The following is a 13,774-nucleotide window of genomic DNA, read 5'->3' as shown; positions in this document are numbered from 1 at the left end:
TTGGTGTCGGAACCTGTATTCTGCGAGTTTGCCCCTATCCTGCCAATGCTATCCCTCAAAACGTCAACAGGCCCTAGTGAATGGGTTACTCAGAAGACTAACGGCATACGCGATGTGAGCGGTTCACTGTAGTGCGCATCGCGACCAATCACTTCATCGTGAGGTACGTGTTGCACCAGGTAAGCGCGATGAATACTGGCACGTTTAAGCTCAATATAAACATCATCTAGCGAGCGAAACAGCATAGGTTTAGCACGCTGCATCAGCATATGGCGGTCGCCTTCGACGTCTTCTAACTCGATTTGATAAAAACGGCTGCCTGAATGAGTGATAACGCGAATTTCAAAATTATCGTTATTGGCGACAAATTGCTTAAGGTTTTTCAGCTCCATGGTTCCCTCCTGTTATATAGATACGACGATAGGGAACAGAATGACTGAACCCTATGTCATTTATGTTGCCTTATTATTGCAGTGCCATGACGCTCTTCAATAAAATAAGATCCCTACTATGACGGCAACATTACAAGAGAGTTCCTAGAAATAAATCACCTGACCAGAGAAGAAAGCCCTAGCCAAAGCGTTGCCCAAAAGCGCCTCATTGGTACTCGGAAGGGTCAATAGCTTTACCAAGCGAGTTGCGGTCAATCCAATTGCCGCCCTTGGTTTCTTTATAGCGAAAAACCACCTTATCTCCCACCTTAACCGGCAGCTCACCATCTTCGGTTTGGTAGCTATATTTCTCACCTTCCACGACCAAGTGGTAACGATAAAGGTCTGGCATACCTAGCCACTCTTTGAAAGGCCCTTCACGCTCTAGTGCTTCTAGCTCACCGCGACCTTCAAGCTTAGGAAGACGCGGTCGATTACCGCGCCGAAATCCACCTGCCATTTACTTCTCCCGTTATTTAACTATCAAAATTGGGCATTATACGAGCTCGCTTCTTATGCTCAAGTTAATCGCCAAAGGAATCGCCGTAACTGTCCGGAGCCAAATCTTCAAAGCGGGTATATTTGCCAATAAACGCCATATGCACGGTGCCAATCGGTCCGTTACGCTGCTTGCCGATAATCAACTCAGCAATACCTTGGTTATCCGGGTTATCGGGGTTATAGACTTCATCGCGATAGACGAAGGCGATCACATCCGCATCCTGCTCAATCGCTCCCGATTCCCTCAGATCCGACATCACCGGTCGCTTATTAGGACGCTGCTCCAATGAACGGTTCAACTGAGAAAGCGCGACGACAGGGCAATTAAACTCTTTCGCTAAGCCCTTCAAGGAGCGCGAGATTTCAGAAATCTCACCGGTGCGGTTTTCGCTAAAACCGGGGATCTGCATTAGCTGAAGGTAATCGATCATGACCAGCGCAATATTGCCATGTTCACGCACTACACGGCGCAATCTTGAGCGCATCTCGTTAGGCGACAAGGCCGCGGTATCATCGATAAACAGCTGTTTATCTTTGAGCAGATTGACCGCGGACGTTAAGCGCGGCCAATCCTCATCTTCCAACTGACCGGTACGCACGCGGGTTTGATCAATCCGGCCCAGGGATGAGAGCATCCTCAGCATCAACGATTCGGCGGGCATCTCCATGGAAAACACCATGACCGGCTTGTCGCTGGAAATAACCGCATGTTCAACCAAGTTCATAGCGAAGGTGGTGTTATGAACACAAATATCTTCCGCGACGAAGTTATGCGTGTCATCCACCGTCAAGTCGTAGACCTGCTGCATGCCGAGCGGCTCAATGGCGACAACTTCATCCCAATAAACATCCGATGAGGCCAGGTTTTCGAGGTAGGCATCCCCCTGAAATAGTTGTGCAAACACCGCAGCGCGCTGGCGTGATAAACAACGCTCACTACGACCTGACAAATGCGCGTTATACCCCACCGGCAAGGGCTCACCCGATTGTTCGAACAGCTCTTGCCAACACCGCTGCCCTTTTTTTGCCAGCACATAGCGATTGACCGATTTAGGTAAGCTGTCGCGGTTACTATGCATACGCTTGGAGCTAATACAGATGTTAAGCGCTTCTAATGCTTGCTCTTTGCTAAAGATACCCACTTCTTGGATAAAACGCTTTTGGCTTGCCTGGTCAAGTATCTCAAGCTCCCAAGGTGATTGGCGCAGATTGGCATAGCGGTTCTGCTTCTCACGAATTTTGCTCAAAATACCAAAGCGCAATAGCAAATGCTGCACATCGCGAATCAGTTCGCGGCTTGATGACGCATAGCTAATACGGCCTTGGCCATTTGCCTGTACGAAGGCGCTGCCATCACAGGCGAAGAGACGATTTAGAAATAGGGCTAATTGCTGCTTAGGTAAGCGAAATATGCAGTCTGGCACCCGCTTGTGTAATGCTTTTTTGGCCCACACTCCATGCACTTCAAGAAAGTGTCTCACAGGGTTTGGGGCGTTTTTTGCCAAAGCGCTATAGTCAGACGCAGAGTAGTCGTTCGTTAAAGGCATACCCAACGCCTCACAAAACGGCATAAAGGTGGACTGAGCGGGAACAGATTTCCCATTGCACCATGCACTCACTGCGGATTTACTCACGTTTAGCAACGCAGCAAGCGCCTCCCCCGTCAGGCTTTTCGCCTGAAGCTGCTCACGTACCGCCCGTGAAAACTGCTCCCGTAGTGGCTGTAAAAGTGCTGCATCCCGGCTCACCCGCAAAACAGGCGTTCGCTCAACGTTTTGTTCGCCACATACAACCAAACGACACGTTACACCTGGAAAGTGACTCACCGCCTCAGTGAAGTCAGCGCGTAGTTCCGCGCTACTGTTAGTAAACATTGGGCAGCTTTGGGTTGTACCGCCATCGGCCAACATAAACGCCAGCGTTTTCACTTGGTGCTCTGGCATTGCCTCATGACCAAACACCGGTATCTCACGAGGCACTGCAATACGTTCGCCGACGACTATTTTTTTCAGCGGCTGCCAGCCATCCCCGGTTAAAAATGGGTGTGTTAGCGTTGTCGCAACTTCCCTGCCTGTGGCGGTACGAACACGAAAAACGGGCTTTTCACCATCATCGACAAAGGCCGATGCCTGAGACTGCTTCAGCTTAAAGTCATCAGTCAACGTTATAAGTGGCGCTTGTTGGCGGGCCACTAGTTCGTCAATCGTGACCAGTGCGCCACTTAGGGGGTCTACCAGTCGCGAACCACTCATCAAACACTTGCCCATCGAGGGGCGACCCGCGATCACCACCATATCCGAAGGTTGTAGCCCGGTGGTCATGTCATCCAAATCACGAAAACCAGTGGAAAGCCCGGTCATTTCGCCTTTCAGGTTAAACAGCTCATCGATGCGATCGACGGCTTTGGTCAACAGATCGCTCATGCCGATAGGGCCACCGGTTTTGGGGCGCTCCTCGGCAATCTGGAACACTAACCGCTCGGCTTCGTTAAGCAATTCATCAGCCGGGCGACCCTGGGGGGTAAAAGCGCTATCGGCAATTTGGTTAGCGGCACGGATCAACTTACGCAACGTTGCCCGTTCGCGCACGATATCGGCGTAGGCGCGAATATTGCTGGCAGAAGGAGTGTTGCGCGCCAACTCGGCCAGAAAAGCCAGCCCGCCCACGGTATCTAACTGATCGCGCGCTTCCAGCGCTTCAGAAAGCGTCACCACGTCCATTGGCTGACCGGCTTCAGCCAGATGAATCATCACGTTGAACACCAAACGGTGCTCATAGCGGTAGAAATCATCCGCGACTAAGCGCTCTGAGACATTATCCCAGGCTTGGTTGTCCAGCATGAGCCCGCCTAATACCGACTGCTCCGCCTCCAGCGAATGCGGCGGCAGTTTTAGCGCTGCCGTTTCTGTATCAGCAGTAGGCTGGTCCTGCATAGCGAGCTCCTTTAAACACGGCGCCATTGAAAAGGCTTATCTTAGCCGCTGCCATGCCGTGCGACTATCATCATGATCTAGACGTTGTCTTAAATACCCAACCATGATGGGTGAGATAATTTAGGCAACATCCTGAAATAGCGAATACCAAAAAACATAAGGCGCGGGACAAAACCCGCGCCTTATGAGGCAGCTGTATTAACTGCAGCTAGTGACGGCTTTACGTCGTGACTAACTTAATGACTTTCTCAATTACTCTGCAACTATTCTGCAACTACCACTACGCGAACAGCGGCATCCACTTCAGCGTGCAAGTGAATAGCGATGTCGTATTCGCCGGTTTGGCGAATCGGGCCATTTGGCATACGGACTTCGCTCTTGGCAATATCGATGCCAGCAGAGGAAATTGCGTCGGCCAGATCACGCGGGCCAATAGAACCAAACAGCTTGCCTTCGTCGCCTGCTTTGGAAACCAAAGACAGTTCGATGTCGTTAAGCTGCTCAGCACGCGCTTGAGCTTCAGCCTTACGCTCAGCGGCTTGTGCTTCAAGCTCAGCACGCTGGGCTTCAAATGCTTCAACGTTGTCTTTGGTGGCCGGTACGGCTAAACCGTAAGGCACCAAATAGTTACGACCATAACCAGGCTTTACAGTGACCTTGTCACCCAGGCCGCCCAGCTTACCAATGTTGTCGAGCAGAATGACTTCCATCTCGTAAACCTCTTGTCAATTGCTGCGGGCAAGGCGTGCGCGAAAGTTCGCGAATGTATCAATCAGCCCCAACAGCAGCACAATGAGAATCGTGGGCCAGGTCGTGATTAGCAGCACATAAAATGCCACCAGCCACAGCCCGTTCATCCCCTTTATTCCAATAACCCCGTGCACTAACGCAACGCCAGCTACTAACAGCGGAATCCAGCCAAGCATGGCCAGCGCGTGAGCGCCCAACAGCATGCCGACTACCCCAATCACAGCCAATACGGCCAGTTCTTTAGGGGTCAAGCGTAGCGAATGAAACTCTTCGCGAAAGCCACCTGGGTTGTACAACCCAGCTTGCCAACTCCGCGCGAGTGTCAAACACATGATTGCTGCCAACAGCACCACAAACCCGGTCACCCCACCCACTACTAACGTAGCCAGGGTTTGAGTATCGTAGCCCTGATTGGCGAATTCCGTGAGCATGCGGTCAACTTCTTGCGAACCTTCCCGCAACTGCTCAAGCATTAGCTCCGTACCACCCGGCGGACTAAAGATGCCCAGCTGAACCATAACAGCGGCGACAAGCGTCCCCACTATTAGCGTTTCACCCCAACGCATCCTCTCGCGCAGAATAACGGCCATCAGCGTTACCAGCAGAATGCTAGAAAGCGGAATCACATCACCCTGCACCCACCACCAGCCAGCCGGAACTGCAGCAGCAAGAATCACCGGCAGCGCAGGCACAAAGCCTTTACGCAGCGTCATCAACGCGGCGATGGCTGCCCCTAACCAGAACAGCCAAGGCACCAGGGTTGCCAGGGCCGCGCCACCGGCAGCGTAAGGCGTGCCCCGCATCAGCCATCGGGCTAGTGCCAGCATCACGTTAAACGCTTACTGGTGGCTATCGGAGTAGGGTAGCAGTGCCAAGTAACGCGAGCGCTTAATAGCAGTCGCCAACTGACGCTGATAGCGTGCTTTGGTGCCAGTAATACGGCTTGGGACGATCTTGCCGGTTTCGGTGATGTAAGCCTTCAGCGTGTCCAGATCTTTGTAATCGATCTGCTTGACGCCTTCAGCGGTGAAGCGGCAAAACTTACGGCGACGGAAAAAACGTGCCATGGACTAGCTCCTTAAAACGTGCAGTGAATAAAATCAGGCAGTTTCTTCTTCTTCAGCGCGCGGTTTTTCTTCGCGACGCGGACGTTTTTCTTCTGCCGGTTTCATCATCGGTGAAGCTTCAGTAACGGCTTCTTTGCAGCGTACAACCAAGCTGCGGATGATGGCGTCGTTGTAACGGAAGATATTCTCGATCTCATCGAGGGTCTCGCCGCTGCATTCAACGTTCATCAGCACGTAGTGGGCTTTGTGGATCTTGTTGATCGGATAAGCCAAGTGACGACGGCCCCAATCTTCTAGACGGTGCACAGTGCCGCTGTTTTCGGTAACGATGCTGGTGTAGCGCTCAACCATCGCTGGCACCTGCTCGCTTTGATCCGGGTGGACCATAAACACGATTTCGTAATGACGCATGGGATCTCCTTGCGGTTTGACAGCTTCCTTTGTGTGCTGATGCGAGACGCAGCCAACGACAACAAGGAAGCAAGGAGTTAACTGAAGCACCCAGCCACCGCGTTAGGCGGTACTGGAACATCAAACAGAACTTTCATTTTAACGACAGCTAACGCCCGCTTGCATACAAACGGGCGCGTGTATCTTAGTAGTGTAGCGGTTAACTTGCAAGCTGGCGTTGACGAACAGCCTCAAACAAACAAATGCCGGTCGCTACCGACACATTCAAACTAGACACTTCCCCGGCCATGGGCAGCTTGGCAAGGTTATCGCATGCTTCGCGGGTTAAGCGGCGCATGCCCTTACCCTCGGCGCCCATCACCAACGCCATGGGGCCAGTCATATCGATATCAAAAACGCTGGCTTCAGCCTCGCCAGCCGTACCGGTTATCCACACACCAGCGTCTTTTAGCTTGGCTAGAGTGCGCGCCAGGTTGGTGACTTGATAAACCGGCACTACCTCAGCGGCACCACAGGCGACTTTACGCACCGTTGCATTGAGCGGAGCGGCTTTATCTTTGGCCACAATCACGCCATGGGCGCCGGCCGCATCGGCACTGCGTAGGCAGGCGCCGAAGTTATGCACATCGGTAACCCCGTCCAAAATAAGCAGCAGCGGCGGCGTAGACGACGGCCAAGCCCGCAGCTTAAGCCAGAGCGACTCTTCCCCTTCCGGCGTTAACGGTGGGCAAAATGCCACCACGCCCTGGTGGGCAGCTCCCTGAGTCAATTGGTCCAGCAGGTCGCGCGGCTGCTCTTTAACCCTGGCGCCTTGCGATTGAGCGTGAGCGACCAGCTCTTTTAAACGGCTCCCCGCCCCTTGCTGTATCCACAGCTCTCGGGGCGCCTCCCCCCTATCGAGCAAGCTCTGCAGTGCATGGATGCCATATACCTGATCCAACCCATCAGGGGCCTTGGGGCCCCGCCGTGAAGACGCCGACTTCATACTCATCAGCCTTTATTCGGTGATGGTTTGCGCGGACCATTGCGTGTGCGCCGAGGGCCACGGCGCGTAGCAGGCTTCTCGCTATTGGATTTGTCACTCGCCGCTTTCGCACCACCGGCTTTATCGCCACTTGTTTTAGCACCCGCGCCTTCTGACCCACCGCGGCTCTTACGCGGCTGACGACGCGGGCGCGGCTTTTCATCTCCCAAGCCAAAGTCGATCTTACGATCGTCCATATCGACGCGGGCCACCTGGACGGTAAGACCATCGCCCAAACGATACGTCGTGCCGGTGCGCTCGCCTTTAAGACGATGCTTTTCAGCTTCATAGTGGTAGTAATCCGAAGGCAGCGAGGTCACATGAACCAAGCCTTCCACGTAGAAGTCATCAAGACGCACAAACAAGCCAAACTGTGTGACCGAGGCAATCGTGCCGTCAAACGTTTCGCCCAGCTTGTCGGACATAAACTCGCATTTCAGCCAGCCTTCCACATCTCGGGTGGCTTCGTCAGCGCGCCGCTCGGTCATGGAACAATGTTCGCCTAGCTCAAGCATTTGCTCGAAGGTATACGGGCACCACTTGCTCGGCGGATCAACCGGTGCGCCTTCTACGCGCAGCACCGTGTTGGTTTGGCGTGGACCGCGAATCACCGAACGAATCGCACGGTGAACCAGCAGGTCGGGGTAGCGGCGTATCGGCGAGGTAAAGTGGGCGTAGGCTTGATACGCTAAGCCAAAGTGACCTTCGTTTTGCGGCGAATAGACCGCTTGATTCATCGACCGCAACATCACTGTTTGAATGATATCAAAGTCGGGACGGTCGGCAATCGTCTCGCGTAGCGCCTGATAATCCTGCGGCGTCGGCATATCGCCGCCACCTAAAGAAAGCCCCAGCTCATTCAAGAACAGGCGTAGCTTATCCAGCCGCTCAGGCGTGGGCCGTTCATGGATACGGTAGAGCGCCGGTAGGTCGTGCTTATCCAAGAAGCGCGCGGTCGCCACGTTGGCCGCCAGCATGCACTCTTCAATCAGCTTATGGGCATTGTTCCGGCTGCGCGGGACGATTTTTTCAATTTTGCGCTCATCGTTAAAAATGATCGCCGTTTCGGTGGTATCAAAATCGATCGCGCCACGTTCCGCACGCGCTTCGCGCAGCAAGTAGTAAAGCTCTTCCAGGTTTTTCAGCGGCTTAACTAGCTCGCTGTGCTCTGTGCGTAGCGCCTCGCCCTCTTCGCTCTTCTCGTCGAGAATCGCGGCCACCTTGTTATAGGTAAGGCGAGCGTGGGAATTCATGACGGCTTCGTAGAAGCGGTAGCGGCTAATCGCACCGGTTTGCGAAATATTCATCTCGCACACCAGCACCAGGCGATCCACATGGGGATTCAGCGAACAGAGCCCGTTAGACAGCAGCTCCGGCAGCATGGGGACGACTTGGCCAGGGAAATAAACAGAGTTACCCCGAGTGCGGCCTTCATTATCTAGCGGCGTGCCTGGGCGGACGTAGTGGGAAACATCCGCGATGGCAACGAGGAGCTTCCAACTACCCGATTTGGTTTTCCAGGCACACACCGCATCGTCAAAGTCTTTGGCAGACTCATCGTCAATGGTAACCAGCGGTACATCACGCAGGTCGACACGGTGCTGCTTATCCTCTTCCAGCACTTCCGCTGAAATACCTGCAATTTGATCTAGCACTTCCGGCGGGAATTCAGCGGGGATATCGTAACTGCGAATCGCAATATCAATTTCCATGCCTGGGTCCATACGCTCGCCCAGCACCTCAACCACTTCACCTACCGGCTGCACGCGCGTCTCAGGCTGCTGGACGATCTTGGCCGAGATAACTTGACCATCTTTAGCGCCACCGCAAGCACTATGAGGAATAATAACTTCCTGAGTGATGCGCGGATTTTCCGGGATCAGGATGCCGAACTCAGGGGTATTGCTGCGATACACGCCCACAATGGTCTGAGTGTTGCGTGAGATGACATCGGCAATGGTGGCTTCGTCACGGCCACGACGGTCGCGCCCACTGATACGCACCAGCACGTGGTCACCGTGGAAAACACGCCGCATTTGGCGTGGTGGCAATACTAGGTCTGGCTTTTTGCCATCATCGCGGAGCAGAAACCCAAAGCCGTCACGGTGTCCAAGCACCTTGCCTTTAATCAGATCCAGCTTGTCGATCAACGCATAGGCGCCGCGCCGATCGCGCAGCACTTGGCCGTCGCGCTCCATGGCCGCCAAACGACGCCTCACCGCTTCAATGAGGTCTTCGTCTTCGAGCCCGAGCATTCGGCTCATGTTTTCATGGGTGATCGGCTTACCATAGCTTTCTAAGGCAGCAAGCAGGTACTCACGGCTCGGCGCTGGATTACCATATTTATGCGCCTCACGCTCGGCGTGCGGATCATCACTTAACGTCCAATACTTCATGCGATCAACATCCTTGATGGCGTCATTTGCGAGCGGCATAAAAAAGGCGCAAACGCGGTGCGTTGCGGATGGGCTATTTCAGCGCTTGAGAGGCTGAAATGAATAGTGTTTTGTTTAGTCATACGCGCAGTATAGCGCTGCACGTTCAATCACCCAACCGTCTTAGCCGTTGTTTATATATTTTGCTTTATAAAAAGCGCATGCGGGGTCTTGCATTTAACCATCACCCCGGTATTATACGCGCCACTTGCCCAGATGGCGGAATTGGTAGACGCGCTAGCTTCAGGTGCTAGTGTCCGTATGGACGTGGAGGTTCAAGTCCTCTTCTGGGCACCATATTGTTTTATGCCATACTAATGGTAACGAACGGTAGGGTGTTAAGCAGGTTTGTGTTCGCCCAGGTGGCGGAATTGGTAGACGCGCTAGCTTCAGGTGCTAGTGTCTGTATGGACGTGGAGGTTCAAGTCCTCTCCTGGGCACCATACGAACACAAACGGCAAGTAGTTCATTTCAGCTGTAAATGATGCGCCCAGGTGGCGGAATTGGTAGACGCGCTAGCTTCAGGTGCTAGTGTCCGTATGGACGTGGAGGTTCAAGTCCTCTCCTGGGCACCATGAGTTACATGGGCCAGTCCGCATCATCGTTACTATCCTTCCTTTGTTGTTACTGCCCTTCTTTTATTGCACTTCCTGTTGTTGCTTCACTGACTTACCTACCTTATTGAAAACGCCCCGGCTTCTTCGCCACTTCCTCAAGCGCCCACCCTTGCGTGCGCAGCTCGCCCTCTAACACGGCTTCTATCGCGGGTGTTAAGTCAGGAAAGAAGTTAAGCCCTGTGCGCGCCTCAATCTCATCAATGGTCACTAAATAGTCATCCAGCGGCTCATTGCCACGTACATTTTGCGGCATTATAAACGCCAGCGCTAAAGGCCCTTCGTTATGGGGCACTACGATGATTTTATAAAACGCTTCCGGCACTTCGACCAGGCCTACGCGATTAAACACGTTATCCATAAAGTGCTCGGGAAAGATGGGGCCAGTAATCACCTGCAAACGGTCAAAGCGCGGCGCGAAGTGATCCATGACCGCTTCTTCCAGGCGCTGCCAGAGCTGACGATTTAGCTTAGGCCGCTGCGGGGTCATGTTGCTCATTAAGAAGGTATCGACTTGAGCACTACGGCCATGAACGGCGGCAATAGCATAATTAGGCGCCAAATGGCCTCGGTCATAGCCACTGCCCGCATAGCTATCGGTGCCGACTGGCCATAGCGTGCGCCAATCAGTTTGGAAATTCGGCCGCGAGCCGATGCCTGAATCATCAACGGCGGCCAGCTGATAGCTGACCCACAGCGGATTCACGCGCACATCGGACCAGCCGACTAAATAGCCGTCATTACGCAGCACTCGGTGCATCGTCGTGGGACGAAACGCTTCCCAAGTGGGAACTCCCATCCAGGTGTAGGCATCTTTATGCTGGCGCTCCTGAAATTCCCAAAGCCCTGTGCCAACCACCACAAACAGCAAAGCAATGCCCAGGCGCTTCCCTTGTCGGCGCCAGCGCAAAAATGAGGTTCCCAACACACTTGCTCCCTAACGAGCGCTTTCAAGCGCCTTGTAATTTTTGCATCACATCAATACGGCTATTTTAAATTGCCAAGCCCGTAAGCGCACTACCAGCCTAGCGAAAACATGGTTTCTAAATCGTGCCGGGAGTGAACCTGCATGGCATTGAGGGTTTCTGTATCGCTAATGCCTTCAACGGCATTCAAGCGTTCAGTTACCAACTCGGCAAGGCCCTCAAAATCGCGGGTACGGGCAATGGCCACCAAGTCATAACGGCCACAGGTAGAATAAACTTCGCTGATACCTTCTAATTCTGCCAAACGCTCGGCTACCGCCTTCACTTGACCTTTATCGGTATTGATTAAAATGACTGCGTTTTGCATAGCTTATATTTCCCCAAAAAAAATCATGGTCAACAACTAGTTCCCACGTCGCGCAGAGTATAGCAGCGACTGAGAGAGGGTGTATCGCCTGCTGGTCAGCGTGGCTAATTGTCGCTATACGCACCAGGTTATTCGCACAACCTTTGTACATCCGCTAGCATGAAGTGTAGAACTCCTTCCAAGCTTCATTCGGAGTTTTAAGAAGTGGATAGTTTTAAAAAGTAGGTAGCTTTAAGAGGTGGACAACCACCCGACAACCGTAATAAAACGTCAAACCGTGACGATAAGGAGAAATCATGGCTAATAAAAGCCGTCGTGACTTCATGCGCAACAGCATGTTAGGGCTTGCTGCCCTACCGCTTGGCGTTGGCATTCTTTCTAAGACTGCCTTCGCTCAAGAGCTACCGCGTGTTGACCCTACCTCAAGCACTGCTCAAGCGCTTAACTACGTCGAAGACGCCAGTGACGCGAGCGATCACCCGGCCTACGAAGAGGGTGAACGCTGCGACAACTGCATGTTCTACACTGCAGACAATCAGGGCTGCCAACTGTTTCCAGGGAACAGCGTAGCGCCTGGTGGCTGGTGCCAATCCTGGACCGCCCAAGGCTAAGCATTTGAAAGAAGTGTTAGCACTGACACAACTACCCCGCTCTTTTGAGCGGGGTAGTTGTATATGGCAGTTGTGTAGAGCAGCGACAGTGATTAAGCGCTGGCTTTTTAAGAAAACTGCTTTTATAGACGCTATTTAGGCAGTCGTGTTTTCATCCTCTATTGGCCAATGAAAGCGTCGAGTGACCTGACCCTCTTCCATTGAGACCAAATGAATGGGGAACCCCCACAGCTGCTGCAAGTGGCGAATCACCGGATAAACGCTGCGCCCTAACGGACGGCGACTATCCTGCACGTGATGGAGAGTTAATGAGCGATCGCCGCGGATAGCCGCTTCCACTACCTGGATATTCGGTTCACGAACAGACAACGCATACTGTGTAGCGAGCGCTTCACGAACCTGACGGTAGCCCTGCTCGTTATGAATCGCCGCCACTTCCAGGTTCTCAGCCTGATCATCATCCACCACTAAAAACAGCTTATGATCACGCATCACCTTGGGGGATAGAAACTGCTGAATAAAGGATTCATCCTTAAAGTTACGCATCGCAAACTCAAGCGTATCCCGCCAAGGCGAGCCCGCAATGTCCGGAAACCACTGGCGATCCTCGTCGGTGGGCGCTTCGCAGATGCGCTTAATATCCATAAAGATCGCGAAGCCCAAGGCATAGGGGTTAATACCACTGTAGTGAGGGCTGTCGAATGCCGGCTGGTTAATCACGGCGGCATGCGACTGCAAAAACTCTAGCATCAGCCCTTCATCGACGTTGCCGTCGTCATAGAGACGGTTCATCAATGTGTAATGCCAGAAACAAGCCCAGCCTTCATTCATTACCTGGGTTTGCCGCTGAGGATAAAAATACTGGGCCAGCTTGCGCACAATGCGCACGATTTCACGCTGCCACGGCGCCAGCAGCGGGGCGTTTTTCTCAATAAAGTAAAGCAGATTTTCCTGAGGCTCTGGAGGGTAACGACCACCACCGTGCAAGCCAAGTGGATCATCACCATCGCTATTCAGGCTGCCGGGCAACGGGGGCTCCCCCCCAGCGGGTGCTTCAGGAATAGTCCGCCAAAGCGTATTAACCTGGGCTTGCAAATAGGCTTCGCGCTCATCCTGGCGCTTGGCCTCTTCTTCCGCCGAAATCGGCGAGGGGCGCTTGTAGCGGTCGACACCATAATTTTGCAACGCATGGCACGCATCTAGCAATTGCTCAACAGCCTGCACGCCGTGGCGTTCTTCACACTGGGCGATATACTGCCGCGCAAAAACGAGGTAATCAACGATGGAAGAAGCATCGGTCCAGGTACGGAACAGGTAATTGCCTTTAAAAAATGAGTTGTGTCCGTAGCAGGCGTGGGCCATCACCAGCACCTGCATCATCAGCGTATTTTCCTCCATCAGATAGGCGATGCAAGGGTCCGAGTTAATGACCAGTTCATAAGCCAAACCCATTTGGCCGCGCTTATAGGCCTGCTCAACGGCTAAAAATTGTTTACCAAACGACCAGTGATGGTAGCCCACCGGCATGCCAACGCTCGCATAGGCATCCATCATCTGTTCTGTGGTGATGACTTCGATTTGATTAGGGTAGGTATCCAAGCGGTAGATATCAGCGAGTCTGGCTAGCTCGGCATCGAAACGCTCCAGCACGCTAAAGCTCCAATCAGAGCCGGTCGCAATCGGCTTACGGGTCGCATTCATAGC

Annotated in this window: 13 protein-coding genes and 3 tRNA genes; 4 read left to right on the top strand and 12 right to left on the bottom strand. The window is 53.1% G+C overall.

All coding sequences use genetic code 11. From position 1 onward, the window contains the following. Positions 1-89 precede the first annotated feature (89 nt). The 9 genes from RZA33_RS16275 to rnr all read right to left on the bottom strand — a co-directional run bounded on the left by RZA33_RS16275 (position 90) and on the right by rnr (position 9,513). The gene (locus RZA33_RS16275) at positions 90-392 is read right to left on the bottom strand and encodes a DUF6482 family protein (protein ID WP_317508756.1); all 303 of its coding nucleotides are present in this window, start codon (positions 390-392) and stop codon (positions 90-92) included. Positions 393-597: 205 nt separating this feature from the next. Continuing rightward, positions 598-891, bottom strand: a complete 294-nt coding sequence (locus RZA33_RS16270) for a hypothetical protein (RefSeq protein WP_146876398.1) — start codon at positions 889-891, stop codon at positions 598-600. A 64-nt stretch (positions 892-955) separates the two neighbouring features. Next, the gene (gene dnaB / locus RZA33_RS16265) at positions 956-3,865 is read right to left on the bottom strand and encodes a replicative DNA helicase (RefSeq protein WP_317508755.1); all 2,910 of its coding nucleotides are present in this window, start codon (positions 3,863-3,865) and stop codon (positions 956-958) included. A gap of 263 nt (positions 3,866-4,128) precedes the next feature. Then, positions 4,129-4,575 (bottom strand): 50S ribosomal protein L9, encoded by a 447-nt coding sequence (gene rplI / locus RZA33_RS16260; RefSeq protein ID WP_317508754.1) that lies wholly within the window; start codon positions 4,573-4,575, stop codon positions 4,129-4,131. A gap of 15 nt (positions 4,576-4,590) precedes the next feature. Further along, positions 4,591-5,442, bottom strand: coding sequence for a hypothetical protein (locus tag RZA33_RS16255; RefSeq protein ID WP_317508753.1), 852 nt, complete (start codon positions 5,440-5,442; stop codon positions 4,591-4,593). Between the two features lie 12 nt (positions 5,443-5,454). Further along, the gene (gene rpsR, locus RZA33_RS16250; protein ID WP_009097135.1) at positions 5,455-5,682 is read right to left on the bottom strand and encodes a 30S ribosomal protein S18; all 228 of its coding nucleotides are present in this window, start codon (positions 5,680-5,682) and stop codon (positions 5,455-5,457) included. 33 nt (positions 5,683-5,715) lie between these two features. After that, positions 5,716-6,093, bottom strand: coding sequence for a 30S ribosomal protein S6 (gene rpsF / locus RZA33_RS16245; RefSeq protein ID WP_007113338.1), 378 nt, complete (start codon positions 6,091-6,093; stop codon positions 5,716-5,718). Positions 6,094-6,292: 199 nt separating this feature from the next. Continuing rightward, on the bottom strand, positions 6,293-7,078 hold the full coding sequence (rlmB, locus tag RZA33_RS16240; RefSeq protein WP_317508750.1) for a 23S rRNA (guanosine(2251)-2'-O)-methyltransferase RlmB: 786 nt from the start codon (positions 7,076-7,078) through the stop codon (positions 6,293-6,295). A 5-nt stretch (positions 7,079-7,083) separates the two neighbouring features. Next, the gene (gene rnr, locus RZA33_RS16235; RefSeq protein ID WP_317508749.1) at positions 7,084-9,513 is read right to left on the bottom strand and encodes a ribonuclease R; all 2,430 of its coding nucleotides are present in this window, start codon (positions 9,511-9,513) and stop codon (positions 7,084-7,086) included. Between the two features lie 249 nt (positions 9,514-9,762). On the opposite strand from rnr, the gene RZA33_RS16230 reads away from it, so the two are divergent. The 3 genes from RZA33_RS16230 (at position 9,763) to RZA33_RS16220 (ending at position 10,127) form a co-directional block, all read left to right on the top strand. Further along, positions 9,763-9,849: transfer RNA gene (locus tag RZA33_RS16230), tRNA-Leu, on the top strand. Between the two features lie 59 nt (positions 9,850-9,908). Further along, positions 9,909-9,995, top strand: a tRNA-Leu gene (locus tag RZA33_RS16225). 45 nt (positions 9,996-10,040) lie between these two features. Then, positions 10,041-10,127 (top strand) — tRNA-Leu (locus RZA33_RS16220). A 103-nt stretch (positions 10,128-10,230) separates the two neighbouring features. Here RZA33_RS16220 and RZA33_RS16215 read toward each other — a convergent pair. Together RZA33_RS16215 and RZA33_RS16210 are read right to left on the bottom strand one after the other, a co-directional pair. Continuing rightward, positions 10,231-11,091 carry a DNA/RNA non-specific endonuclease gene (locus RZA33_RS16215; protein ID WP_317508757.1) on the bottom strand — a complete coding sequence of 287 codons (861 nt, stop codon included), beginning with the start codon at positions 11,089-11,091 and terminating at the stop codon, positions 10,231-10,233. A gap of 92 nt (positions 11,092-11,183) precedes the next feature. After that, positions 11,184-11,459: an Lrp/AsnC family transcriptional regulator gene (locus RZA33_RS16210; protein ID WP_146876392.1), complete on the bottom strand. Its 276-nt coding sequence runs from the start codon at positions 11,457-11,459 to the stop codon at positions 11,184-11,186. Between the two features lie 296 nt (positions 11,460-11,755). Between RZA33_RS16210 and RZA33_RS16205 the strand changes: the two genes are divergently transcribed. Then, on the top strand, positions 11,756-12,070 hold the full coding sequence (locus RZA33_RS16205; RefSeq protein ID WP_317508748.1) for a high-potential iron-sulfur protein: 315 nt from the start codon (positions 11,756-11,758) through the stop codon (positions 12,068-12,070). 135 nt (positions 12,071-12,205) lie between these two features. On the opposite strand, the gene RZA33_RS16200 is transcribed toward RZA33_RS16205, so the two are convergent. Next, on the bottom strand, positions 12,206-13,771 hold the full coding sequence (locus RZA33_RS16200) for a SpoVR family protein (protein ID WP_317508747.1): 1,566 nt from the start codon (positions 13,769-13,771) through the stop codon (positions 12,206-12,208). Between the last annotated feature and the right edge of the window lie 3 nt (positions 13,772-13,774).

The sequence above is a fragment of the Halovibrio sp. HP20-59 genome, assembly GCF_033052795.2.
GTDB lineage: Bacteria > Pseudomonadota > Gammaproteobacteria > Pseudomonadales > Halomonadaceae > Vreelandella.
This window is presented reverse-complemented; position numbering and strand designations above follow the sequence as displayed.

Coding starts and splice junctions, on each gene's coding strand:
- RZA33_RS16275 (WP_317508756.1), bottom strand. CDS start 392: ATGGAGCTGAAAAACCTTAAGCAATTTGTCGCCAATAACGATAATTTT.
- RZA33_RS16270 (WP_146876398.1), bottom strand. CDS start 891: ATGGCAGGTGGATTTCGGCGCGGTAATCGACCGCGTCTTCCTAAGCTT.
- dnaB (WP_317508755.1), bottom strand. CDS start 3,865: ATGCAGGACCAGCCTACTGCTGATACAGAAACGGCAGCGCTAAAACTG.
- rplI (WP_317508754.1), bottom strand. CDS start 4,575: ATGGAAGTCATTCTGCTCGACAACATTGGTAAGCTGGGCGGCCTGGGT.
- RZA33_RS16255 (WP_317508753.1), bottom strand. CDS start 5,442: ATGCTGGCACTAGCCCGATGGCTGATGCGGGGCACGCCTTACGCTGCC.
- rpsR (WP_009097135.1), bottom strand. CDS start 5,682: ATGGCACGTTTTTTCCGTCGCCGTAAGTTTTGCCGCTTCACCGCTGAA.
- rpsF (WP_007113338.1), bottom strand. CDS start 6,093: ATGCGTCATTACGAAATCGTGTTTATGGTCCACCCGGATCAAAGCGAG.
- rlmB (WP_317508750.1), bottom strand. CDS start 7,078: ATGAAGTCGGCGTCTTCACGGCGGGGCCCCAAGGCCCCTGATGGGTTG.
- rnr (WP_317508749.1), bottom strand. CDS start 9,513: ATGAAGTATTGGACGTTAAGTGATGATCCGCACGCCGAGCGTGAGGCG.
- RZA33_RS16210 (WP_146876392.1), bottom strand. CDS start 11,459: ATGCAAAACGCAGTCATTTTAATCAATACCGATAAAGGTCAAGTGAAG.
- RZA33_RS16205 (WP_317508748.1), top strand. CDS start 11,756: ATGGCTAATAAAAGCCGTCGTGACTTCATGCGCAACAGCATGTTAGGG.
- RZA33_RS16200 (WP_317508747.1), bottom strand. CDS start 13,771: ATGAATGCGACCCGTAAGCCGATTGCGACCGGCTCTGATTGGAGCTTT.